The organism is Nostoc sp. UHCC 0870 (genome assembly GCF_022063185.1).
Lineage (GTDB): Bacteria > Cyanobacteriota > Cyanobacteriia > Cyanobacteriales > Nostocaceae > Trichormus.
On the sequence record NZ_CP091913.1, the window covers coordinates 4,964,959 to 4,985,822 of the forward strand.

Annotated in this window: 22 protein-coding genes; 10 read left to right on the forward strand and 12 right to left on the reverse strand. The window is 40.6% G+C overall.

Annotated features, from left to right (window positions below; all coding sequences use genetic code 11):
- Positions 1–21 precede the first annotated feature (21 nt).
- A complete protein-coding gene (locus L6494_RS20995) occupies positions 22–1,731 on the reverse strand; it encodes an IS66 family transposase (RefSeq protein ID WP_237988702.1) in 1,710 nt (569 codons plus the stop codon).
- A 187-nt stretch (positions 1,732–1,918) separates the two neighbouring features.
- On the opposite strand from L6494_RS20995, the gene L6494_RS21000 reads away from it, so the two are divergent.
- From L6494_RS21000 to L6494_RS21010, 3 genes are read left to right on the forward strand one after another with little or no spacing between them, the layout of a single operon-like run.
- Positions 1,919–2,821, forward strand: a complete 903-nt coding sequence (locus tag L6494_RS21000) for a hypothetical protein (protein ID WP_237989699.1) — start codon at positions 1,919–1,921, stop codon at positions 2,819–2,821.
- Between the two features lie 5 nt (positions 2,822–2,826).
- Positions 2,827–3,501: a hypothetical protein gene (locus tag L6494_RS21005; RefSeq protein ID WP_237989700.1), complete on the forward strand. Its 675-nt coding sequence runs from the start codon at positions 2,827–2,829 to the stop codon at positions 3,499–3,501.
- A 6-nt stretch (positions 3,502–3,507) separates the two neighbouring features.
- Positions 3,508–4,122, forward strand: a complete 615-nt coding sequence (locus L6494_RS21010; protein WP_237989701.1) for an FHA domain-containing protein — start codon at positions 3,508–3,510, stop codon at positions 4,120–4,122.
- A gap of 93 nt (positions 4,123–4,215) precedes the next feature.
- Here L6494_RS21010 and L6494_RS21015 read toward each other — a convergent pair whose 3' ends face one another.
- Positions 4,216–8,403 (reverse strand): amino acid adenylation domain-containing protein, encoded by a 4,188-nt coding sequence (locus tag L6494_RS21015; protein WP_237989702.1) that lies wholly within the window; start codon positions 8,401–8,403, stop codon positions 4,216–4,218.
- 425 nt (positions 8,404–8,828) lie between these two features.
- On the opposite strand from L6494_RS21015, the gene L6494_RS21020 reads away from it, so the two are divergent.
- Positions 8,829–9,818 (forward strand): UDP-N-acetylglucosamine--LPS N-acetylglucosamine transferase, encoded by a 990-nt coding sequence (locus L6494_RS21020; protein ID WP_237989703.1) that lies wholly within the window; start codon positions 8,829–8,831, stop codon positions 9,816–9,818.
- An 11-nt stretch (positions 9,819–9,829) separates the two neighbouring features.
- On the opposite strand, the gene L6494_RS21025 is transcribed toward L6494_RS21020, so the two are convergent.
- Positions 9,830–11,062: an RNA-guided endonuclease InsQ/TnpB family protein gene (locus L6494_RS21025; RefSeq protein WP_237989704.1), complete on the reverse strand. Its 1,233-nt coding sequence runs from the start codon at positions 11,060–11,062 to the stop codon at positions 9,830–9,832.
- Positions 11,063–11,438: 376 nt separating this feature from the next.
- Here L6494_RS21025 and L6494_RS21030 point away from each other — a divergent pair, with 376 nt between their 5' ends.
- Positions 11,439–12,629, forward strand: a complete 1,191-nt coding sequence (locus tag L6494_RS21030; RefSeq protein WP_237989705.1) for an FtsW/RodA/SpoVE family cell cycle protein — start codon at positions 11,439–11,441, stop codon at positions 12,627–12,629.
- Positions 12,630–12,736: 107 nt separating this feature from the next.
- On the opposite strand, the gene L6494_RS21035 is transcribed toward L6494_RS21030, so the two are convergent.
- The 5 genes from L6494_RS21035 to L6494_RS21055 form a co-directional block, all read right to left on the reverse strand.
- Positions 12,737–13,132 (reverse strand): type II toxin-antitoxin system VapC family toxin, encoded by a 396-nt coding sequence (locus tag L6494_RS21035; RefSeq protein ID WP_237989706.1) that lies wholly within the window; start codon positions 13,130–13,132, stop codon positions 12,737–12,739.
- Positions 13,129–13,395, reverse strand: coding sequence for a hypothetical protein (locus L6494_RS21040; protein ID WP_237989707.1), 267 nt, complete (start codon positions 13,393–13,395; stop codon positions 13,129–13,131). Before L6494_RS21040 ends, L6494_RS21035 begins: the two co-directional genes overlap by 4 nt.
- Positions 13,396–13,577: 182 nt before the next feature.
- Positions 13,578–13,730, reverse strand: coding sequence for a hypothetical protein (locus tag L6494_RS21045; protein WP_237989708.1), 153 nt, complete (start codon positions 13,728–13,730; stop codon positions 13,578–13,580).
- Positions 13,727–13,999, reverse strand: a complete 273-nt coding sequence (locus L6494_RS21050; RefSeq protein ID WP_237989709.1) for a hypothetical protein — start codon at positions 13,997–13,999, stop codon at positions 13,727–13,729. The genes L6494_RS21045 and L6494_RS21050 overlap by 4 nt, the downstream gene beginning before the upstream one ends.
- A gap of 73 nt (positions 14,000–14,072) precedes the next feature.
- On the reverse strand, positions 14,073–14,285 hold the full coding sequence (locus L6494_RS21055) for a hypothetical protein (protein WP_237989710.1): 213 nt from the start codon (positions 14,283–14,285) through the stop codon (positions 14,073–14,075).
- Between the two features lie 42 nt (positions 14,286–14,327).
- Between L6494_RS21055 and bchI the strand changes: the two genes are divergently transcribed.
- Positions 14,328–15,452, forward strand: coding sequence for a magnesium chelatase ATPase subunit I (gene bchI / locus L6494_RS21060; protein ID WP_237989711.1), 1,125 nt, complete (start codon positions 14,328–14,330; stop codon positions 15,450–15,452).
- A 178-nt stretch (positions 15,453–15,630) separates the two neighbouring features.
- Positions 15,631–15,927: a hypothetical protein gene (locus tag L6494_RS21065; RefSeq protein ID WP_237989712.1), complete on the forward strand. Its 297-nt coding sequence runs from the start codon at positions 15,631–15,633 to the stop codon at positions 15,925–15,927.
- A 138-nt stretch (positions 15,928–16,065) separates the two neighbouring features.
- Here the strand turns inward: L6494_RS21065 and L6494_RS21070 are convergent, their stop codons facing one another.
- From L6494_RS21070 to vapB, 3 genes are all read right to left on the reverse strand, one after another.
- The gene (locus tag L6494_RS21070; protein WP_237989713.1) at positions 16,066–17,157 is read right to left on the reverse strand and encodes a nucleotidyltransferase domain-containing protein; all 1,092 of its coding nucleotides are present in this window, start codon (positions 17,155–17,157) and stop codon (positions 16,066–16,068) included.
- A 97-nt stretch (positions 17,158–17,254) separates the two neighbouring features.
- The gene (locus tag L6494_RS21075) at positions 17,255–17,641 is read right to left on the reverse strand and encodes a type II toxin-antitoxin system VapC family toxin (RefSeq protein ID WP_237989714.1); all 387 of its coding nucleotides are present in this window, start codon (positions 17,639–17,641) and stop codon (positions 17,255–17,257) included.
- A complete protein-coding gene (gene vapB / locus L6494_RS21080) occupies positions 17,638–17,883 on the reverse strand; it encodes a type II toxin-antitoxin system VapB family antitoxin (RefSeq protein ID WP_237989715.1) in 246 nt (81 codons plus the stop codon). The genes L6494_RS21075 and vapB overlap by 4 nt, the downstream gene beginning before the upstream one ends.
- Positions 17,884–18,306: 423 nt before the next feature.
- Between vapB and rplU the strand changes: the two genes are divergently transcribed.
- Entirely contained in the window at positions 18,307–18,702 is a 396-nt protein-coding gene (rplU, locus tag L6494_RS21085; protein WP_237996190.1) for a 50S ribosomal protein L21, read from the forward strand.
- A 32-nt stretch (positions 18,703–18,734) separates the two neighbouring features.
- Positions 18,735–19,019, forward strand: coding sequence for a 50S ribosomal protein L27 (gene rpmA, locus L6494_RS21090; protein ID WP_237989716.1), 285 nt, complete (start codon positions 18,735–18,737; stop codon positions 19,017–19,019).
- Between the two features lie 65 nt (positions 19,020–19,084).
- On the opposite strand, the gene L6494_RS21095 is transcribed toward rpmA, so the two are convergent.
- Entirely contained in the window at positions 19,085–19,528 is a 444-nt protein-coding gene (locus tag L6494_RS21095; protein ID WP_237989717.1) for a hypothetical protein, read from the reverse strand.
- Positions 19,529–19,929: 401 nt separating this feature from the next.
- Between L6494_RS21095 and cruF the strand changes: the two genes are divergently transcribed.
- On the forward strand, positions 19,930–20,838 hold the full coding sequence (gene cruF, locus L6494_RS21100; RefSeq protein WP_237989718.1) for a gamma-carotene 1'-hydroxylase CruF: 909 nt from the start codon (positions 19,930–19,932) through the stop codon (positions 20,836–20,838).
- The last annotated feature ends 26 nt before the right edge of the window (positions 20,839–20,864 follow it).

Here is a 20,864-nt window from a genome sequence, read left to right on the forward strand (position 1 = left end):
CTAAATATATTTTGTATCCCCTCAATATTCCGGGGTAAGGAGTTCTTCAGTCATCAATGAAAAACCAAAAGGATTGAGAGCAGATTTTTCCTGAATAATAGTTGCTAAAGAAGGAATATTCCCAACCTGAGAAATCCGGTCACGGATATACTCAAAAAAGCTAATTCCCAACTTACGAGTAGTAGCAACAAGAGACATAAAAGTATCCCAAGCCTGAGTACCTTCTAGAGTTTGAGTGGCATAACTAATATTACGCCGTTGCACCATTGTCCTAGCAGCTAACTCCGCCGGATTATTATGCAAAGGTAATTCAGGATGCTCTAAGACTAAAAGCAACTCCGAAATTTTCAGCAGCGTTAATTGTTTTCGCTCATCCAACTGTTGATAACCGGTTTGAGTATCGAAAAGTTTCCAAAACTCAGACCGGAGTTTTTCTGCCATCTGTTGACTGGGTGCATCTTTGTAAGCCAGCAAGTCTCGGTAGTAATCCCAGAAATCATCCAGGAATTTATCAAGAGCTTTTTGGTGACAAGCAACATAAGGGGTCAACTTTTTGTAATGTCGTCCTTCATGCACCCAACACAAAGCGATATTATCAGTCAGTAATTTGAACTGAGGAGCATCATCACAAACGAGAGTTTGCACCACTGGCCAATCAGTTTGTTGATGATAAAAAGCAATCGCTGCTGCTTCTATAATCCGAGTCCGGTGTTGAGAACCTAGTTTGGGTAGATATGTATCAAGTAGAGTATTAAACTCTGCTTCACTCAACACAGTTTCTTGAGGTAATAGTTTAAGAGCATTTTTCCATTTAGTCGGGATTTGGAAAGTCTCCACTAAATTGTCTGTAAGTTGATTGAGAATCAACTCCAGTTCTGTGGCATTTTGCAATACTTTTACTACACTCAATCTGTCTTTTTTGGCAGTGGTCAGGTAGATTGTATAGAAAGGGTTGCAGACTACATTAGTGGTATAGTTCACCCCACCCACCCGCGCACCAGTTTGGTCGAAGTTTTGCCAAGGACTGCTCTCTAGTCCCGACGCATATACTTCATCTTTCTCGCTTTCAAAATCAGTGTGGTTTTTAATCAGTAGGTTCGATAAATATCCGGCTGATATGGATATCCCAATATCTTCTAAAAACTCTAATAATTTGCCTTGGGTCATGTTGCCCCCATAGTATAGGCTCATCACCAAAGCTTTTATTCCCGGACCGAATTCTCCTTCGTAACCGCAAGGCAGTTCTGCTAAATAGGTTTTTCCCACTGAAGGTGAGTAGTATTTCTCTTTACGGAATAATACGTTGTCCGTTCCCAAGGTGATGTCTTGGATGATTACTTCTTGATAGCCTTTAAACTCTGCGTCTGCTGGCAGTTTGTCCTGGGGATATTCCAATATTTGTTCTCTATTTATTTTAACTGTCGCTTTCTTACTGCCTTTGTTGTGCTTTTTTAGAGTCTGTCGTTCTTTTTCTGATGAGTGATTGTTGGCAAATCCTTTCTTGCTGCTTTTGATGTCTGGTTGACCTTTTTCTCCTTTCAGGCGGTTGTTTTCATCTTTTAACTGTTGATTTTCATCTCGTAATTCTTTGACTTCTGCTTGCAATTGCTCTATTAGGTTCAGTAATATTTCTACTGTCCGACGCATTGATTCATCTGCAATTCCTTTTGGCTCGATGGTTTGCAGTATCTCTTCTCCCAATTTTTTACTCGAATCTAGCTTTTGCGTCATGTGTCATATTTTATGATATTGCTTGTCCCTCGCTGACTTTATTTTTTCTACTACCCCTACTTATTGAGCCGATACTATATTTTTACAGAACTCAGTATTTCAAAAAAGTTAATAAAACTCTATAAAAGCTAAAAGCATAGTTGCAAAAAAATTGATGATTAGAATCCGTTGATGGAGTTTAGACAATATGCCTATTGAATTGCAAGAATTTCGTAAGCAGCTAATTTATCAAGAAACAGCACCAATTACAGTTATTGCAACTGATTTAGATGATTTAGCTGCACTTGATAAACTCGCAGAGTTAAAACAAAAGAAATATGGCAGAACAGCACTTTATTATTTTTTGGGTGCATTAACTTTAATTATACTAATTGTAATTATATCTGGATTAAGTACAACAATAGGATTCCTTTCTGTAGTTAATATATTGCTATTTTTGGGCAGTATTGGGTTAATTGGAGGCTGGATTTATGCTTTGTTAATGATGTTTAAATTTAGAAGGTTAAATCTTAGTAACAATCGATATAATTTAAGTAGAAAAATTTTAGAAATGCTATCCAGGGATATGGATAAAACAGCCTTGGTTTCCATAAAATTAGACTTCAATAAAGGCAAAATCAAGGAAAATAAAACAGATACTATCCCACACCCATACAAATCGGGATGGAAAATAGATATTTACCAAAATCAATGGTTGAATATCCAAGGACGTTTTTTAGATAATAGTCAATTTTCACTAACTACTACTGAGCTATTGAAAAAACAATATGGTTGGAAACGTGGTAGTAGTGGCAAGAGTAAGTATAAATCAAAAATTAAGCCTATTGGTTTAGAGGTCAATTTAAGTTTAACCTATCCTCAGCGTCGCTATGGGGCGGTTAAAATTTTGAAAAATGACGTGATTAATGCAATCCAGCTACCCCCATCATCAACTTTAAAAAAATTAAGAGTTACAGATAAAGTTATGTATCTTGGGGTCAGGATTGAACCACAGTTTGCAGAGAGTCAAGATAAAGTTTATCAAACAATTGCATCAATGTTTTTGAGCGTTTATCATGTACTTAATTTAGCTAAAACACTTTCCAAATAAAAGATATGCGAAAAATAGGTTTAAATTTTTTAATTGCTGGCTTTTTACTAACATCTATTTTGAGTTGTAGTAGTAATCAAGCTAATCAGGCGATACCTAGTACACCTAGCACAAGTAATCAACCCACAAAAACTACTGTAACTAAGGTTAATGAACGTACAGAGAAAATCAAGTTTAAAACTGAAGGAGGTTCAGATTTATTTTCTCTCAAACAACTTCCAGATGGAGCAAAATTAGTAGATAAAAATGAACAAGAAATAGCTAGAATTAAAACAGATGAAGCAGGGAGAATTAAAATTAAAAATATTCAAGATAAAGTATTCGGTTATGTAGTAACATCCCCAGGATACTGGACAATAGAGAACCCAGACAAGAAAGCTATATATATTCTTAAACGTAATAGTAGCAGTAACTATCAACTAGAAGATGTTGGCAAAAATCAAATTCATCAAATTACAACTAATAAAACTGGATTAGAAATCACCACACCGGATAAAAAATTAGTTTATCAAGTAAGAATTAAAGATGGTAAAACTTCATTAAGAAATACCTCTGGAAGTACAGTTTTTTCAACCAAATCAAACATATCTCCCATAGCATTTACCTGCTTTGGATTAGATGCACTCACCCGCGAACAACAAGCCGCTTTAGCTTACGCTGTGAATTTAACAGGAGGTTGATCAGCTTTGCAAATTAAATTAACTTGGGTAGATCCCAATACAGGCGATCGCCGCGAACCATTATTACAGATACCAGTGGCAATTGGCAAAGAATTTTCAGCCATGCCACAACAAATTGATGAGCAAAGGGTTTCTAGAGTTACTATTCAAGATGACCTAGTTGCAGGTTATCATGCCTTGATTAATTGGCAAAATCAAGAGTTAATTATTATTGACCAGAATACCAGCAATGGGATGCAAATTAATGGTTTACCGTTAACAACGGGTAGCCTCAGTGATGGCGATCGCATCCAAATCGGCAACTGTGAAATCATCATCAATTATACAGCTACAACTGGCGCGGAGTGCGATCGCATGATCGGTTTCTTATTCAAACGTCGCTGCGGACGTACTGACACTATTGATTGTGCTTACTGTAACCAGTCTTACGAAGAAGACTACGCCTATTACTCTAATTATGGGAACTATCGGTCTAGCTCTTGGGGTAGTGACTATTACTCTAACCGCGATCGCTATTCCTATGACCCGGAAACTGGTAACGTAGACTTTACAGAAGCTGACGCTATGAGTCTAGAAACTGAACGAGATGGCGATTTTGAAAGTAATATGGGAGCGAGTTAGGGGATTTCAACTTTCATTAATATCTGATCGTTTTGGGGTGCGGGTAAGAAGAACATCATGTAAACATTGCTCTCTCCTCCCGCAAGTGTATTACTATGATTTGCTAGTGATTTTACTTTTGGGAAGTCTCCAATCACTTTTCTCAAGTATCCATCGCATCTTCTCAACTTTTGGTGATATTACCTGATTATCACCTTGTGCTTCCTCTAAACAAACCATCAATTTTTCAGCTAGCGTCTGCACACCTGGTTCTCCCAGCATACCTAGGTGTGTACCAGGAATTTCGTGAATTTCTACCCCTTGTCTCGCCATTGCACTCCAGCCTCTACAGGGTTGGAATTGACACCATCTCAAAACTTCTTTGGTAGTAAATAAAGTTACCTTACCAGCGTAGGGTTTGGCTACATAATCCACCATTGTCGCCTGCTTGAGAGCTTCTATTAATGCCATGTTGTAAGGGTTGGCATCTTCAGCAAAGGAATGTTCATTCCACAAGTCAAATTTACTGCTGGGTTTGCCAGTTAACATGGACTGAAACCAATCTATTTTGGCGAGAGCATAGTTCCTTCTATCTACAGATGGCAGTCGCAATAGGGTAAGCCAGTAGACGTACAATGTCCGCAATAGGGAGGGATGATTGATATATAGACTGGGGTTATATGTATCAAACATTGCCAGTAAAGCCACGCGATCGCCTTGAGCAACTAACTGACGAGCCATTTCATAGGCAACAATTCCACCACTAGAGAAACCACCCAACAGATAAGGGCCATGGGGTTGAACAGTGCGAATTTCTTGGATGTAGTGAGAGGCCATGTCCTCAACTCTAGTGTGGGGAGCTTGTTTACCATCAAGTCCTTGTGCTTGCAGTCCATATACAGGTTGCTCTGCACCCAGGTGACGCACTAGAGTTTGGTAGCCAATTACATTACCTCCCAGAGCATGGATTAAGAATAAAGGACGTTTCGCACTGCTACCTGACTGAATTGTTACCAAAGAAGACCAAGAAGTTTTTGTGTTTGATTCGCTGAGAATCCTAGCTAATTGTTCTATGGTTGGTGATTGCAACAAGGTAGCTAGGGGAAGTTTTTGACTAAATTTATTTTCTACTTGTGTAAACAATCTTACTGCAAGTAGGGAATTTCCCCCCAACTCAAAGAAATTATCGCTGATGCCAATTGATTGAATACCTAAAACCTCTGACCAAATTCCCGCTAACTCAATTTCTACAGCATTCCTAGGTGCAACAAAGGCTTTTTCTAGTTCTGGTCTTTGGTCAGGGATAGGCAGAGCGCGGCGGTCTACTTTACCATTAGGAGTTAGTGGGATTTTGGCGATCACAACAAAAGCCGATGGAATCATATACTCTGGCAATTTTTCTTGCAGAAACCGCCGTAATTCATTCATCACAGGTGCAGATTCACCGTTTATCACCACATACGCCACTAAACGCTTATTTCCTGGCTCATCTTCCCTGGCTATAACTACAGTTTCCTCTACATAGTCGTGTTGTGTGAGTACACTTTCAATCTCTCCCAACTCGATGCGGAAACCGCGAATCTTAACTTGATGATCAATCCGACCGAGGAATTCAATATTACCATCACTGAGATAGCGGGCTAAGTCTCCAGTTTTATAAAGCCGTGCTTCTGGATTGCTGCTAAAGGGATTGGGGATGAATTTTTGGGCTGTGAGTTCGGGTTGATTTAAATAGCCAGAGGCTAAACATTCTCCACCAATATACAATTCCCCAGTCACACCAATCGGGCAAGGATTGAGGTAAGCATCGAGAATGTAATATTGAGCATTTTGAATGGGTTTACCATAGGGAATACTCTTCCAATGCGGCTCGACTTTGCCGATGGGATAATAATTAGACCAAACAGTGGCTTCCGTTGCTCCACCCAAACTAATTACCTCAACCCCTGGGAAGGTGGTTTTGAGTAAATCTGGTAGTGTGACTGGTATCCAATCACCACTCATAAATACTAACCGCAGTTGGGGATGACAATTACTTTCTTGAACCTTGTGGAAAAAGCCAGCCAGTTGTTGGAGTGCAGGCGGCGCAGAATCCCAAAATGTAATCGGCTCATGACAGAGAATGTGCAGTAAAGCTTCTGGATCTCGAACATCATCACTAGATACCACCCGAATCGAACCACCTGCGGCTAACAGTCCGAAAATGTCATAAACTGACAAGTCAAAACATAAGGATGTAATAAATAAAACCCTATCCTGAGCATTAACATTAAATGTTTTATTCACCCACTCAATCAGATTGATTACTGGTTGATGACGAACTACAACCCCCTTTGGTGTACCTGTAGAGCCAGAGGTAAAAATCACATAGGCAATATCATTGGAATTAGCAGATGTTGGTAAGTTGGCTGTAGGCAGTAAATCTAGATAAGAACGATGCCAAACAGAGAGTGTAGGGGTATGAGGGTGTAGGGGTGTAGGGGAAAAGATTTCTTGGTGATTCTCTGGTTTTTTGCCTGCTGTACTATATGCAGATTTATCTAAACAGATTAAATGTTCTAGTGCGCTCAGTTCTAACTCATGAATACTAGCTAACAAGTCAGTTTGGGTGACTACACAGTTAATTTGCAGAGAAGACAGCAATAATTGAATGCGTGCTTTAGGGAAACTGGGTTCTAGTGGTACGTATGCGCCTCCAGCTTTCAAAATCCCCAGGACAGCCGGAATCATTTCTAGCGATCGCTCTAAATATACACCAACTAACACCCCTGGCTTGACACCCAGTTGCTTGAGGTGATTGGCTAACTGATTGGCTCTCCAGTTTAACTCTTTGTAGGTGAGTTGTTCCTGTCCACAAACAACGGCTATAGCGTCTGGTGTCTGCTCTACCTGCGCTTCAAACAGTTGATGAATACAAAGTTGTTCTGCAAAATCTGTTTGTGTATGATTCCACTCCATCAACATTTGATGTCTTTCATCTGTCGTTAATAGTGGTAATTCTCCTAAACACTGCCAAGGATGAGTCGCCATACTGGACAATAAAGTCTGAAGATGTCCCAGCATTCGCCCAATTTTGGCATCATCAAACTTGTTTTGGTCATATTTGAGCTTCAATAAAAGTTCTAACTCTGCATAGCCAACCAATGTCAGAGGAAAGTTAGTTTGTTCTTCTTGCTTTATCTCCAGATTTTGCCATCTGTCACCCTGAGAACGTAAAGCCGAATTCAATTCATACTTGTCAAATACCAAAATGCTATCAAATAAGGAAGTTCCGGCGGGAATATCGCTCCATCTTTGAATGTTGACTAGGGGGGTGTGTTCATAGTCTCGCAACACCATCCACTGCGATCGCAATTCTTTCAGCCAAGTCAAAAGCGGTTTTTCCCCTGACACCTTGACTCGAACTGGCAAAGTATTTATCAACAGTCCTACCATCGACTGCGCCCCAGCTACAGAGGAATGACGACAGGCTCTTGTCGCCCCAAACACAACATCGGACTCACCACTATAACGACTTAGCAATAAAGCCCAAGCACCTTGTACTAAAGTATTCAGCGTGAGTTGATGTTGTTCTGCTACAGACTGCAACATCGCCGTAGTTTTTTCTGAGAGTCGGATTGCTTGCTCGCCAAAACCGCTTTGATTGCGAGGGTTTGAGTCTACTAATAAAGGCGTGGGTGCAGTGAAGCCTTTGAGCAAGTCCCGCCAAAAACTTGCAGATTTAGACCAATCCTGTTGCTGTAACCATGCGATGTGGTCTTGATAAGGACGGGGTTGAGGAAGTTGTAAGTCTTTTCCTTCAAGGAAAGCATCATAAAAGGTGAACACTTCCTTGATGATGATGGACATAGAGCGACCATCCAACACAGCATGGTGAAACGTCCAAATAAATTGGTAGACAGATTCTTGCAACTGAAATAATGCTAGACGCATCAATGGCGCGACATTTAAATCAAAGCCCAGCTTGCGATCGCTTTGCAGATAAGCTTGCAATTTAGTCGATTGTTCTTGAGCAGACAAGCCACACCAATCTTGCTGTTCTAGGGGAATTTTTACCCATTGATGAACACATTGCAGAGGTTCTCGTCCGTTTTGCAAATCAAAGCTAGTTCTCAATACTGCGTGTCTTTCTACAACTCTCTGCCATGCTTTTTGAAATGCGAAAATATCTATTTTTTCATCAACTACACAGATCATTTGCTCAATATCTACCCCCGAATTTTGAGCAACTAGACTGTTGAACAGCATTCCTTGCTGTATAGAGGAAAGTTGATATGAATCTTGTACAGTTAATACCTTCATTTTCTTTTGCCAAAATTATGACTAAGTTAATAATTGTTAAAAATTTCATCAGTCCCTAAAAAATGAGATGATGACAAAATTTGATCAAAATTGAAGACAATAAATTCTCTGGTAGTTAGAGTAATTAATAGATGGCTTATACTCAATATATCTATCAATTACTCAATCAAGTTTTCAGGATAAAGTAGACAAAATATAAAAGTCATAAAAATGAAACTTCAATACAGATGAATAGAATTTAGCAGTTAATCTCTCAATATCTATATCAAAATAATCAAGAATAATTTGCATTTTACAAAGAAAATATAAAGCTATAATAGGTCTACGAGATTTCAACTAATAAATGCGATATTTTTGACTATTGATTTGTAACATCAGTGGTAATTTAGGAAACATTAAAAATCAAAACAAAAGAGAATTGACGATTGACTAAAACTTGGTTAATTTATGCCCTTGGTGGCGGTTGGGGACATATAACCCGTGCTTTGTCTTTGGGGAGAATTGCAGCTAACCGAAGAAAAGTAGAAATTATTACAAATAGCCCTTATGCACAGCACATTAGTAATGACGGATGCTTATTACATTGGATTTATGATGATGCGAGTTTTGAAGAAACTTGTCTACAAGTACGGGAAATTTTCTTAAATACTCACTATGATTGCTTAATTGTTGATACCTTTCCCAGAGGTTTGGGGGGTGAGTTGGCTGATATCTTACCCCAGTTACAGACTATACCCCGAATTTTGATTCATCGAGATATTAACCCCCGCTATGTAAAGGTTAAAGATTTACGATCATTTGTAACTAATAATTTTGATGCCGTGATTGTACCAGGGGAAGGAAAGCATTTACCTTTGTCCGATTTACCAGGCGTGATACATACCGCACCGTGGTTAATTCGCAATGCTGAGGAATTACTCGATCAAAAAATTGTGCGATCGCGTATTCTCAAAGTTGATGATGATCGTCAAATTATCCTAGTGTGTGCAGCTGGGCAAGCTTCAGAGTTACCTTTATTTAATCAACTTACCCGACGACTACATGAGGCTTTCCCTGAATGTGCTGTGAGAATTTTATCGCCTCATTGCCCTGAAGACGAACTCAAGACGTTATGGGTATCTCACCATCCAGGGATAGAATGTTTAGCCGCAGCAGATGTAGTTGTAGGCGGTGCGGGGTACAACACAGTTTACGAATGTGCATCTGTGGGTGTACCTTTAGTAGCATTAGCACTACCACGACTGTACGATCGCCAACTCAAAAGAGCTAGCAAAATTAACCAGGTGCAAAACATCCCAGATGCACTCTTCACTGTGAAAAAAATCCTAGACACAGTAAGCAACAGTCAATCTATCCCAACTTACATCAACGGCGCGATCGCCGCAGTGCATCACATAATGAATTTTGAGTTTTGACACTCCCCAGCCTAAAGGCGTGAGGATTCTACATTCACAGACTCGCCGTTAGACGACAGGCCGCGGCCAATCGCCCAAGAGGGCAAATCTCCTGTAGCGTAAGTTCCGGTATGCCCTACCGTACTGAGTCCTAGTCTCAAAATGTTGATTGCTGCGTTGATGTCTCTGTCTTCCACATATCCGCAATGTGAACAAACATGAGTCCTTGTAGACAGAGATTTCTTGACTTTCTCGCCACAGTTAGAGCAATTTTGGCTTGTATTATGGGGAGGAACAGCAACTGTTACTTTCCCATATTTATGACCAAAATATTCTAACCACAGGCGGAAAGTTGACCAACCAGCATCAGAGATTGATTTAGCTAGATGTCGATTACGTACCAACCCTTTGACATTTAAATCTTCATAGGCTACCAAATCGTTAGATTGGATGACGGAGTATGCTAATTTCTTGCAATACTCATTTCGTTGCCTACTTACTCTTAAATGCTTACGAGCATATCTATTTCTAGCTTTGTGGTAATTGTTGGATTGCCTTGCGCGAGCTTTCTTCTTTTCTTTGCTGAACTTTTTAGACTTTTTGCGATTTGCACGGTTTAGCTGTTTTTCTGATTTGCGGTAGAACTGGGGGGATGGTTCTACATTGCCTTTATTGTCAGCAATGAAATACTTTAGCCCCAAGTCAATACCCACTAATTGATGTGAGGGTTGAGTTTCTATCCTGGCATCAACGTCAACTGCAAATTGGGCGTAATAGCCATCCGCACGACGTACTAAACGGACACGCTTAATCTGCTTGATGTCGTAATAGTTAAGGTCGTAAGTTCCCTTTAATTTCAGAGTTCCGATACCTTTCTTATCTGAGAAAGTTATAGACTTACGAGTAAGAGTTAGCTTCCATCCCGTTGATTTGTATTCAACTGAACGGCAGTTTTTCTTAAATTTAGGAAACCCCTTTTTACCTTTGATCTTCTTTTTACAGTTATCGTAAAACCGAGAAATTGCACTCCAAGAACGTTCCGCCGCAGATTGTCTAGCCATTGAGTTAAGTTCATCAGCAAAAGGAAATTCCGCAGCTAATACAGCACAATATTTATTCAAAGCATACTTATCTACCTTTGAATCCTTGTTATCCATCCAATAGCGCAAGCACTTATTTTGAATGAATTGGCTGGTACGAATTGCTTCGTTTATTGCCTGATATTGCTTTTCTTTACCCTTAACCTTAAACTCGTAAACAATCATGGCTTTCTCCTGGCAAAGAAGCTCCGCGTAGCAAGCTACCACGAACGACAAAGTGGTACGACCAATTAACCACACTTTTATGCTACCATAAAAGTATAAAGCCGTCGTAGATGGTTACTGAGCCTGTCGAAGTAACGACGGGGTTTTCAACCCAAATTTTCGATAAGTTATGAGTGTAATTCCTCAGCTTTAATATTTTTTTCGCTTGATTACGCATTCAACCCGAAGAAACCCACCCCGCCAAAGGCATTAGCCCATTGCGTTAGCAAAGCGGGACGTTAGTCCATTGCGAATTGCGAATTGCGAATTGCTTTAAGGGGTGGGGTAAGATGACTGTGGTAATCATCTAATTCCTAACTTTTACCTGTACTGCATCGTGAATCTACGCAGCCTAATTCCAATTTTTGATGATTCCGTCTCCAGCTGGGCATTAGAAGCGCGGTTGTTACGCTGGTTAACATTTACTTGGCTATTTATCGGCTTGATTATCCTATTTTCAGCCTCCTATGTAGTAGCTGATGTGCGTCAAGGCGATGGCTTATTTTACTTTAAACGACAAATTATTTGGGTTTTCGCCGCCCTAATTGGATTCAATATCATTGTGAATCAACCCTTGCAGAAAATTCTCGGCGTATCCCATTGGTTGCTAGGAATATTTTTAGCCTTAATTTTTGTAACTCTCATTCCAGGATTGGGTAAAAAAGCCTTTGATGCAGCCCGTTGGATAGCCATTGGGCCGATTCCCATTCAGCCTTCAGAATTAATCAAACCCTTTTTAGTTCTGCAAAGTGCGCGATTATTCGGTCAATGGGAAAGACTAACTTGGCGGGTGCGTTTAACTTGGCTGGGTATTTTTGGCTTAGTAATTTTAGGAATTCTCGCCCAGCCTAACTTAAGTACAGCCGCACTTTGCGGTATGACTATTTGGATGATTGCTTTAGCTGGTGGCTTACCTTACAAGTATTTAGCCGGAACAGCAATAGGAGGATTCTCGTTAGGGTTACTCAGCATCAGTATTAAAGAATATCAACGCAGGCGGGTAATGTCATTCCTGAATCCTTGGGCGGATGCAACAGGAGACGGCTATCAGTTAGTACAGAGTCTTTTAGCCGTAGGTTCTGGCAAAACTTGGGGTTTAGGGTTTGGGATGTCCCAACAAAAGCGGTTTCATTTACCAATTCAAGACACAGATTTTATTTTTGCTATATTTTCGGAAGAGTTTGGCTTTGTTGGCAGTATTTTACTGTTGCTTATGTTAGCGGGATTTGCCACCCTAGGGTTAATTGTGGCACTGAAGGCGAAAAACCCTATATACCGATTGGTAGCAATTGGTATCACCACTATCATGGTAGGACAATCACTGCTCCATATTGCTGTGGCAACAGGTGCATTACCAACAACAGGCTTACCCCTACCGATGTTTAGCTATGGTGGTAATTCGATGATTGCTAGCTTGATAGGTTCAGCCTTGCTAATTCGGGTAGCCAGGGAAAGCAGCGAAGCCGAGGTAGTACCTTTAAGAAGACCTCAACTTGAAAAGAAGCGTCAACGCCGGCGGATGTTGTAACAGTGAGATCAGCGCGATGGCGTAACCGTCCGCCGGAGGCGATCGCACTTACAAAAAATCATTCATCTATCTACGCAAATCCACGTAGGGTGTGTGAGCGTTCGCATTTACCAAAGTGTTTTGACGTATGGATAGTTGAGGATTTTTTGATCGCAGGTCATGAGTTCTATATTGCGACGGTAGGCGATGGCAACAATAATGCGATCAGCCGGGTCTTTGTGGAAGTCGCCGGGTAATTGAGTGCTGGCGATTGCATCCAAGGGATCGAGTGGTTCTATGATAATTCCGGGTCGAGTTTTGGCAAGTGCGAACCATTCATTGACGGAAAGGGGGAGTGGTAGTTTTCCTGCACTATGTTTGACTGCGATTTCCCAAATAGAAATGGCAGAAACCAAAACAGCGTTTTGATTTTCGCCTATGGTTAATAGGGTACGGTTACGCTCGGAAAGCTGTTCTGGGGTATGAAGCCACCAAAGCCAAACGTGAGTGTCGAGTAAAATCATTTTTCCAAAACATCCCATAATTCAGACATGGGTTCGTCAAAATCTGGAGGGATCGTCATGGAGATGCTACGTAGAGGATGGTGAGGAGTGCGATCGCCTCCGGCGGGCGGTTCGCCATCGCGGGTTAAATTAAGTTCATCGGGGGATGGGGATCGCTGTGATACTGAGGGTACTGTAAGACTTTGAGCCAAAAGTTGGAGAATGCGAATCCTTTCGGCTAAATCGAGGCTGAGGAGTTGTTGCTCTAGTTCTTGAATGCTCATAGCTTCGTACCTCATGACAGCATTGTCTATTTTAGCCGATCTCTCAATCTCTCTCGTAGGGTGCTGTTAGCGACAGCATAACGCACAGGAATCATCACTTGACACTCTCACCACTACAATGCAACGCATTTAGTGGGAGATTCTTGCTTCAATGGGTTTGTCTAGTTTTGAACCATCTCTGACTAACCCATCAGTGAAACTGCTTCTAGAGGAAGGCACAATTCCCCGGTAAATCCTGTATCGATGACAAATTCGATGAGAACAGTTGAACCATTAGGTAGCAAGAAAGTGAGAGCGACCGTTGCGTGTCTATCTGTCACAATTCCAGAAATCACTTGCTAACCCGCTCCATGACACCCCCAAAGGAGACAGCAACGTTATAGCCAATGCGAATCCCAAAGAGTCGGGCGTTTGGATGCTTCTTACTGAGATTCCGAGATGCTTGCAGCCCAGTTTTATCGACTTCATAATCGCCCGTTTCAATGACGATGATAACCATCTTGCCAATATTCTCTTCTGTCTCCACTTTTTGACGAATGCTGCTTTCGTATAGTTGCTTTGCACGTCGTGCAACTTCTTCACGGCTTAGAAGAATCGCTTGCATGGGCTGACTCCTGAGTGCTATGCTGCCTCTTTGGACTTCTCCATAATACCCTACAAATCAGGAGATATATTAGTCATCGGTGATCGCCCGTTTGCTCTGAAGCACTTTCTACCACATCCTTATCTATGCTTTTTGCTTCTTGAGAACCTGATCTGTAAAAGCTAATTTTAGCTCTCCACCACTTATTGTCAGAAGCGTCCAAATAATACATATCTCCTGGTATTTTTGCTGCTTTAATATCATTACCACTTTTAATTATTCTTCCCCGAACCCCCAACTGTGGCACAATAAAGAATTGTAATAAGAAAAATATTGTTAAGGTAATTTAGTGACTCCAACTGCTCAATCCACGGCAAGTGTGCGTCGCGTGGTATTTCCATTTACGGCAATTGTAGGCCAGGAAGAAATGAAACTGGCTCTGCTGTTGAACGTGATTGATCCCAAAATCGGTGGTGTAATGATTATGGGCGATCGCGGCACAGGTAAAACCACAACTATCCGTGCGCTGGCTGACCTCTTACCAGAAATCCCCGTCGTTGTCAATGATCCTTTCAATAGTGACCCCAGCGACCCCGACCTGATGAGCGATGAAGTCCGCCAAAGGACAGGCCAAGGAGTCGAAATTCCTATAGAACTAAAAAAAGTTCAAATGGTAGACTTACCCCTAGGAGCTACAGAAGACCGGGTTTGCGGCACTATTGACATAGAGAAAGCTTTATCTGAAGGTGTGAAAGCCTTTGAACCAGGACTCTTAGCTAAAGCTAACCGGGGTATCCTCTACGTGGATGAGGTCAACTTGCTAGATGACCACCTAGTAGACGTACTCCTCGACTCTGCTGCTAGTGGCTGGAATACTGTAGAACGGGAAGGTATTTCTATTCGCCACCCAGCAAGATTTGTCTTGGTAGGTTCTGGTAATCCAGAAGAAGGTGAACTACGTCCCCAACTACTTGACCGCTTCGGAATGCACGCCGAAATTCATACCGTCAAAGAACCAGCTTTGCGGGTGCAAATCGTAGAACAACGGTCAGAATTTGACCAAAATCCCCCAGTATTTCTAGAGCATCATAAAACTGAGCAAGAAGCACTGCAACAAAAAATTGTCAACGCTCAAAAGCTATTACCAGAAGTCAAACTGGACTATGACTCACGGGTGAAAATTTCTGAAGTTTGTTCAGAATTAGATGTAGACGGCTTGCGGGGTGATATCGTTACCAACCGAGCCGCCAAAGCCTTAGCAGCTTTTGAAGGTCGGACAGAAGTTACAATTGATGATATACGCCGCGTCATTACCTTATGTCTGCGTCACCGTCTGCGGAAAGACCCGCTAGAATCAATAGACTCTGGCTACAAAGTTGAAAAAGCTTTTGCACGTGTCTTTGGTGTAGAACTACCAGAAGATGACACTACCCAAAAAAATGGTACAGGTCAAATGAAGACAGGTGTCCGGTAATCATCCTCAGTGAACAGTGAACAGTGAACAGTGAGTGATAAATGATTTAACATTCCTGACTCAGTGACAAAAAGCTGTAGTAATTACTGTTCACTCACAATTCACAACCGGCTAAACGCCGAGCTACCGCTCTAAGCGCAGCCATGCCCGGAGGGCTTTACAGCACTCATAACTGTTTATGAGATTTTGTCAATTTTGGTTAAACAGCTTCATTTTAGCTAGTCAATACAACCCGCCTCGGTTTGTAGAGTTAGTAATGTTGATGCTAGCGATCGCTATGTTAAGCATTGCGATCATTGTACCAGCCGAACCCTATTTAGTGCTGGGCTTGAGTTTCGTAGTCGGCGCATCTATTTCTATATTAGTGCGAGAAGCGATCGCTCCCTCACCCCAAACCAGACTCACCCAACTCACAGCAATATTATTACTCCTCATCAGCTTCTACGGTTTCGCCGACTTAATCAACACTCTTTAGCTAATCCAAAGTCAAAAGTCCAAAATCCATAGTGATAGTTATTCAACACTCACTAATGACCAATGACCCCACTCCTAAGTCTTCAATTTTGAATTTTGAATTTTGAATTTTGAATTTTGAATTGGAGAGAAGCGACTATTAACCCCACCCTTCCATTTCTACTAATTCCATACACAAATCATTAATTTGTTCTAAATCTGGTTGATGCGGTAAAGCTGATATTGCATAAACAGATTCCATTTGAGCCACTAAATCATCTGCCATTTGCATCACCTGTTCATAAGAATATTCACCTTTGAGAATAGCTTTTAAGTCCTCAACATCACCTGCTATTCTCCTATCTACAATCACTTTTCCTGTTTGCAATATTTCTAACCCACTGCGTAGTAATCTAATGCAGTGCATCCCGTGTTTGAGGTCAAAACCTGACTTTCTTTCCATTTCCGCCCTAGCCGGATTTCTATTTTCTTGCCATGATATATAAGCCTTCCATTCTCTTAAGGCTATTTGATAGTTTTGACTTTTTTGTAATAAGCGAATAAAATCCTTCCGGCTATTGGTTAATTTCTGGGTGTAATCCAAAACTTCATCAGGTAAAGTATATTGTTTTAGCACCCCCTTAAAATCAATATCAGCCGTGAGTAACTTATATAATTCTTCAGCTTCTTCTAAAAATTCAATTCTGCCTCTAATTAAGATATAAAGGTACTCTAAAAAAGCATTTAACTCATCTTTAATCAAAGGTTCTTCATTTTCTATGCCAAAATCAGATGGTAGTGGTTTCTTTTGCGGCGGATGTAATAACCACTTACGATGAGTTTCCATCTTTTTGATTTGAGCAAAAGCATAGCCAGAATAAGTATGTTTGACTTTCCTGCTCAAAAACAATTCTCTATGCTTAATTAAATGCTGACCAACTGATGTTAAAACAGGATAATTAGGCAACCACAGCAATTCTAAAACATTAGGATTAGCCCCAGCTAATAAATGAAGGACTTTCTTTAATTCATAGATAACTGTGTCTTTATTACCATCAATAAAAGGAAAAATACCAGGTTCATCCCAACCAGCATCTTTTTGTTCTATGCGGTCAAATCCCAAATAATATCTTTTAGGTGCAATAAACACACCCCGAAAATCCCAGTCAGAATCAGGACGATTTAACCCATAGCCGTGGCTACCTGCTAAACCAATGAAAATAGTTCTTTTTTCAACTTCTATTCTTTTCATATGCTCAAATTAAATATATCTTAAAAATATGTTTATGTTGGGGTTCACTGCGTTCAACTCAACCTACTATTATGCTTGATTTTATCAGCAATTTATACTACCAAATCCTTTGAACTGGATATGAATCAAATACTGTATCTACACTTAATAAAGGTATTTCCTCAACTATTGACTGAGCTATCAAAATTCTATCAAAAGGGTCACGATGATGATTTTGTAAGCCTTCAAGAGCATAGATGTGATCCAACTCTATTGGCAATATTTTTAGCTTATTTACTTGCAGTTGAGTTTCAATTAAATTAGGTATCGATGATGGTAAATTGAGCTTGCCAATCTGATATTTAATTTGTAATTCCCAAACACTAGCTATACTAATGAACCAAGTATTGTTAGTATCTATTAATAGGCTTCTAACATTCTCAGATAGTTTTTTAGTGTTTCCTACTGACCAAATAAATACGTGAGTGTCTAACAGTAATTTCATACCTCACCTTCACCCATCCAGAATTCGTCCGGTAAAGGGTCATTAAAATCATCACTCATCCAAATCTCACCTTCACTTAAACCCAGTACCCGTTTCTCAGGTATTTCTTGAGTTTCTTCAGGGAGAGCATACTTTTGTGCTAAAAATTCTACAAAATCTAACACCTGCTGTTGCTGTTCCGGTGCTAGGGTTTGCAACTTGGAAATTAATTCTGAGGTGGTATCTACAACTTGAGCAGTCATCTCACCTTCTCCTTGAGAGTCTCTGATTTTATATTAGTGGTTTATGTCAGGCGATCGCGTTCCGCCCAGCGTAGTCAGCCCCACCATAGGCCGCACTTACTAGCCAGTGCTATATAAAGAGAAAATCTGAGTCAGGAGATATCTTGGCTCAGATTTGTTGGTGCTGTTCTGTGTCCCTACTAACTACATCAAGCATTTTAATGATTTCGTAAATTCTGGCTAAAATTTTCCCTAAATTCTCCATTTTGAATTTTTACCAAAAACAGCCAACATTTATCAAAGATAAATTGACTTAGCACTAGCTAATAGAATATGATTTTAGATTGTCTGTCTCATTCCTGCTCGGATCAGGTAGACACCATGCAAACGCTGACAAAATTATTTTCAGTCAGCTACCTGTACGGCAACCTCAAGGACAATTTAATGACCTACGCGATTATTGAAACTGGCGGCAAACAAATTAAAGTTGAGCCAGGTCGTTTTTACGATATTGAACTGCTCGCTGTCGAGCCAGATGAAAAAGTTACAATAGATGCAGTCTTACTAGTACAGCATGACGGCGAAGTCAGCATTGGACAGCCTTTAGTCTCAGGTGCAACAGTGGAAGGTACTGTAATGCGCCATCTGAGAGGCCGCAAAGTCCTGGTTTACAAAATGAAGCCCAAAAAGAAAACCCGTAAAAAACGGGGGCATCGCCAGGAAATTACTAGACTGATGATTGATTCCATTACCATTAACGGTACAGTCTTCACTGCTCCAGCAGAAGTTGCTGCTGAAGTTGTGGAGGAAGTTGCTGTTGAAGTTGTGGCTGCTGAATAATAGTCAAGAATAAGCAATAAAAAAAGGAATTTATGGCTCATAAGAAAGGTACGGGTAGTACGCGTAACGGACGCGATTCTAATGCTCAACGTCTAGGTGTGAAACGGTTTGGTGGACAGGTTGTAATTGCGGGAAATATCCTCGTGCGTCAACGTGGTACTAAGTTTCATCCTGGTAATAATGTTGGTATTGGCAAAGATGATACTTTGTTCGCCTTGGTTGATGGTGTAGTCACCTTTGAAAGAAAGGGTAAATCCCGCAAAAAGGTCAGCGTTTATCCAGCAGTTGCAGCAGAAGCAGTAGCAGTAGCTAGCTAAAATTTACCTTGGGCATTAATGCCCAAGGTAATATTTTCAAGGTTGTAAATTTTGACGCAGAAAGGCTACCACCATAACTGCTGTATAACTACTGTATGTATTATTCCGCCTAAACCAACACCTGCAATTGAAAAAATAGATGTAACCATAAAAGCTTGTCCTTCTTTGAAACCGGCTGATTGAAAGTCAATTCTCGCAAGAATGGCAGAGGAAATAATCAGCAAAGTATCAAGAAATACTCTAAACCAGGCAAGCATCATAAAAAATAAAAATGCTCCCAATATAGTAGCTACGAAGGTCTTAGTATTTGAACCAAGTAAAATACTAGAGTATTTAGCTAAGGTTGAATAAGGAGCAGTTAAAGTGCCTACCAAAAGTAGCAAACTCAGCACAACCACAAGCCAAACAAACCAGGGAGCTTTTGTATCAGATAATGCCCAACCCAAGGTACTATAGCTAAGAAGTAATAGCCCCAAAGCTATCCAGGGAATTCGGTTGAAGATTGACATGGGTTGGTAAATTGTCAAAGTTACTCGGTCTAAATCAGTCCTTGACCCACCGAAGAGTTCCTAATTTGTATCATGGCTTGCTCACATTGAAAGCATTTGTATTAATGATGAGAGCCTTTAGGTAGTTAATCTGAGTCCAAGTCCTAAGCTATTGGGTATAGCCAAATTTATCTCCAGATAAAGCTTAACCGATCAGGATATATTGTGGTACTAATAGCTTAGACTATAAGCTTATCATCCCATTTATTCTAGATACAACCAATAGATTTTCGTTCTCTGGCAAGAAGTTCACCAAATTTTTGCAGAGAATTACGGTAAAAACTAGTTAAATTTTTACGTAAACATTTGTAAACTATTATCAGCAGAGTAGCCAAGTATCACATCTTGTTTAAGGAATGATCATGAAACAGCTTGTTATCGTTGAGCGCGTATGCCTAATTGGTCATATTGTGTCAATGGTTTTTGGATTGGTAGGGATACTACTAGTTGTACCTAATGCCGAAGTCCTTTTTCATCTATCTGAGATAGGACAAACAGCCATGCAGTGGAGTATGGCGGGAGGTGGAGTAGTCTACATGATTTTAGGTGCAGCAGCTGTATTTTTGTATGCCTTACGGACATTAGGTTTAGGTCGTACTTTGGGGTTTATGCTGCCTGCGGTATTAATTTCCTTAACCAGTGAACTTCTAGGAACTAGTACAGGTTTTCCTTTTGGTCACTACAGTTATTTAAGTGGCTTAGGGTATAAAATTGCGGGGTTAGTGCCATTTACTATTCCCTTGTCATGGTTTTATGTGGGCTGTGCTGCCTATCTGTTGGGACGTGCTGGTTTAGCCGTGGACAAAAAGCCTAGTTTGTTACGTCATGCTGGTGCGATCGTTTTGGGTGCTTTGCTGCTAACTTCCTGGGATTTTGTACTTGACCCAGCGATGAGCCAAACTGCTTTACCCTTCTGGTATTGGCAACAACCAGGTGCGTTCTTTGGAATGCCCTATCAAAACTTTGCTGGTTGGATGGGTACAGGTGCGGTATTTATGATTGTGGCTGCATTGTTGTGGAGAAATAACCCCATTCAATTTGAGCGATCGCAGTTAAATTTCCCCCTAGCTATCTATTTAAGCAACTTTGGTTTTGCAACTGTAATGAGTTTAGCTGCTGGCTTTTCTATTCCCGTATTATTGGGTTTAGTCTTAGGTGTAGCCCCAGCCTTGTTGCTATGGTGGAAAGCTACAGCTTCTCCATCCCAAATCGCTGTTGAAGCAGTCACCAATGAAATCTCCGTGGCTAGCGTTAAAGTGGCGTTGAAGTAACCGTGTGAATTAGGTATTGGGGAATA

Coding starts and splice junctions, on each gene's coding strand:
- L6494_RS21005 (WP_237989700.1), top strand. CDS start 2,827: ATGCGAAAAATAGGTTTAAATTTTTTAATTGCTGGCTTTTTACTAACA.
- vapB (WP_237989715.1), bottom strand. CDS start 17,883: ATGACTGCTCAAGTTGTAGATACCACCTCAGAATTAATTTCCAAGTTG.
- L6494_RS21075 (WP_237989714.1), bottom strand. CDS start 17,641: ATGAAATTACTGTTAGACACTCACGTATTTATTTGGTCAGTAGGAAAC.
- cruF (WP_237989718.1), top strand. CDS start 19,930: ATGAAACAGCTTGTTATCGTTGAGCGCGTATGCCTAATTGGTCATATT.
- L6494_RS21015 (WP_237989702.1), bottom strand. CDS start 8,403: ATGAAGGTATTAACTGTACAAGATTCATATCAACTTTCCTCTATACAG.
- L6494_RS21065 (WP_237989712.1), top strand. CDS start 15,631: ATGAGATTTTGTCAATTTTGGTTAAACAGCTTCATTTTAGCTAGTCAA.
- L6494_RS21025 (WP_237989704.1), bottom strand. CDS start 11,062: ATGATTGTTTACGAGTTTAAGGTTAAGGGTAAAGAAAAGCAATATCAG.
- L6494_RS21040 (WP_237989707.1), bottom strand. CDS start 13,395: ATGAGCATTCAAGAACTAGAGCAACAACTCCTCAGCCTCGATTTAGCC.
- L6494_RS21035 (WP_237989706.1), bottom strand. CDS start 13,132: ATGATTTTACTCGACACTCACGTTTGGCTTTGGTGGCTTCATACCCCA.
- L6494_RS21050 (WP_237989709.1), bottom strand. CDS start 13,999: ATGCAAGCGATTCTTCTAAGCCGTGAAGAAGTTGCACGACGTGCAAAG.
- L6494_RS21000 (WP_237989699.1), top strand. CDS start 1,919: ATGCCTATTGAATTGCAAGAATTTCGTAAGCAGCTAATTTATCAAGAA.
- L6494_RS21095 (WP_237989717.1), bottom strand. CDS start 19,528: ATGTCAATCTTCAACCGAATTCCCTGGATAGCTTTGGGGCTATTACTT.
- L6494_RS21070 (WP_237989713.1), bottom strand. CDS start 17,157: ATGAAAAGAATAGAAGTTGAAAAAAGAACTATTTTCATTGGTTTAGCA.
- rpmA (WP_237989716.1), top strand. CDS start 18,735: ATGGCTCATAAGAAAGGTACGGGTAGTACGCGTAACGGACGCGATTCT.
- rplU (WP_237996190.1), top strand. CDS start 18,307: ATGACCTACGCGATTATTGAAACTGGCGGCAAACAAATTAAAGTTGAG.
- L6494_RS20995 (WP_237988702.1), bottom strand. CDS start 1,731: ATGACGCAAAAGCTAGATTCGAGTAAAAAATTGGGAGAAGAGATACTG.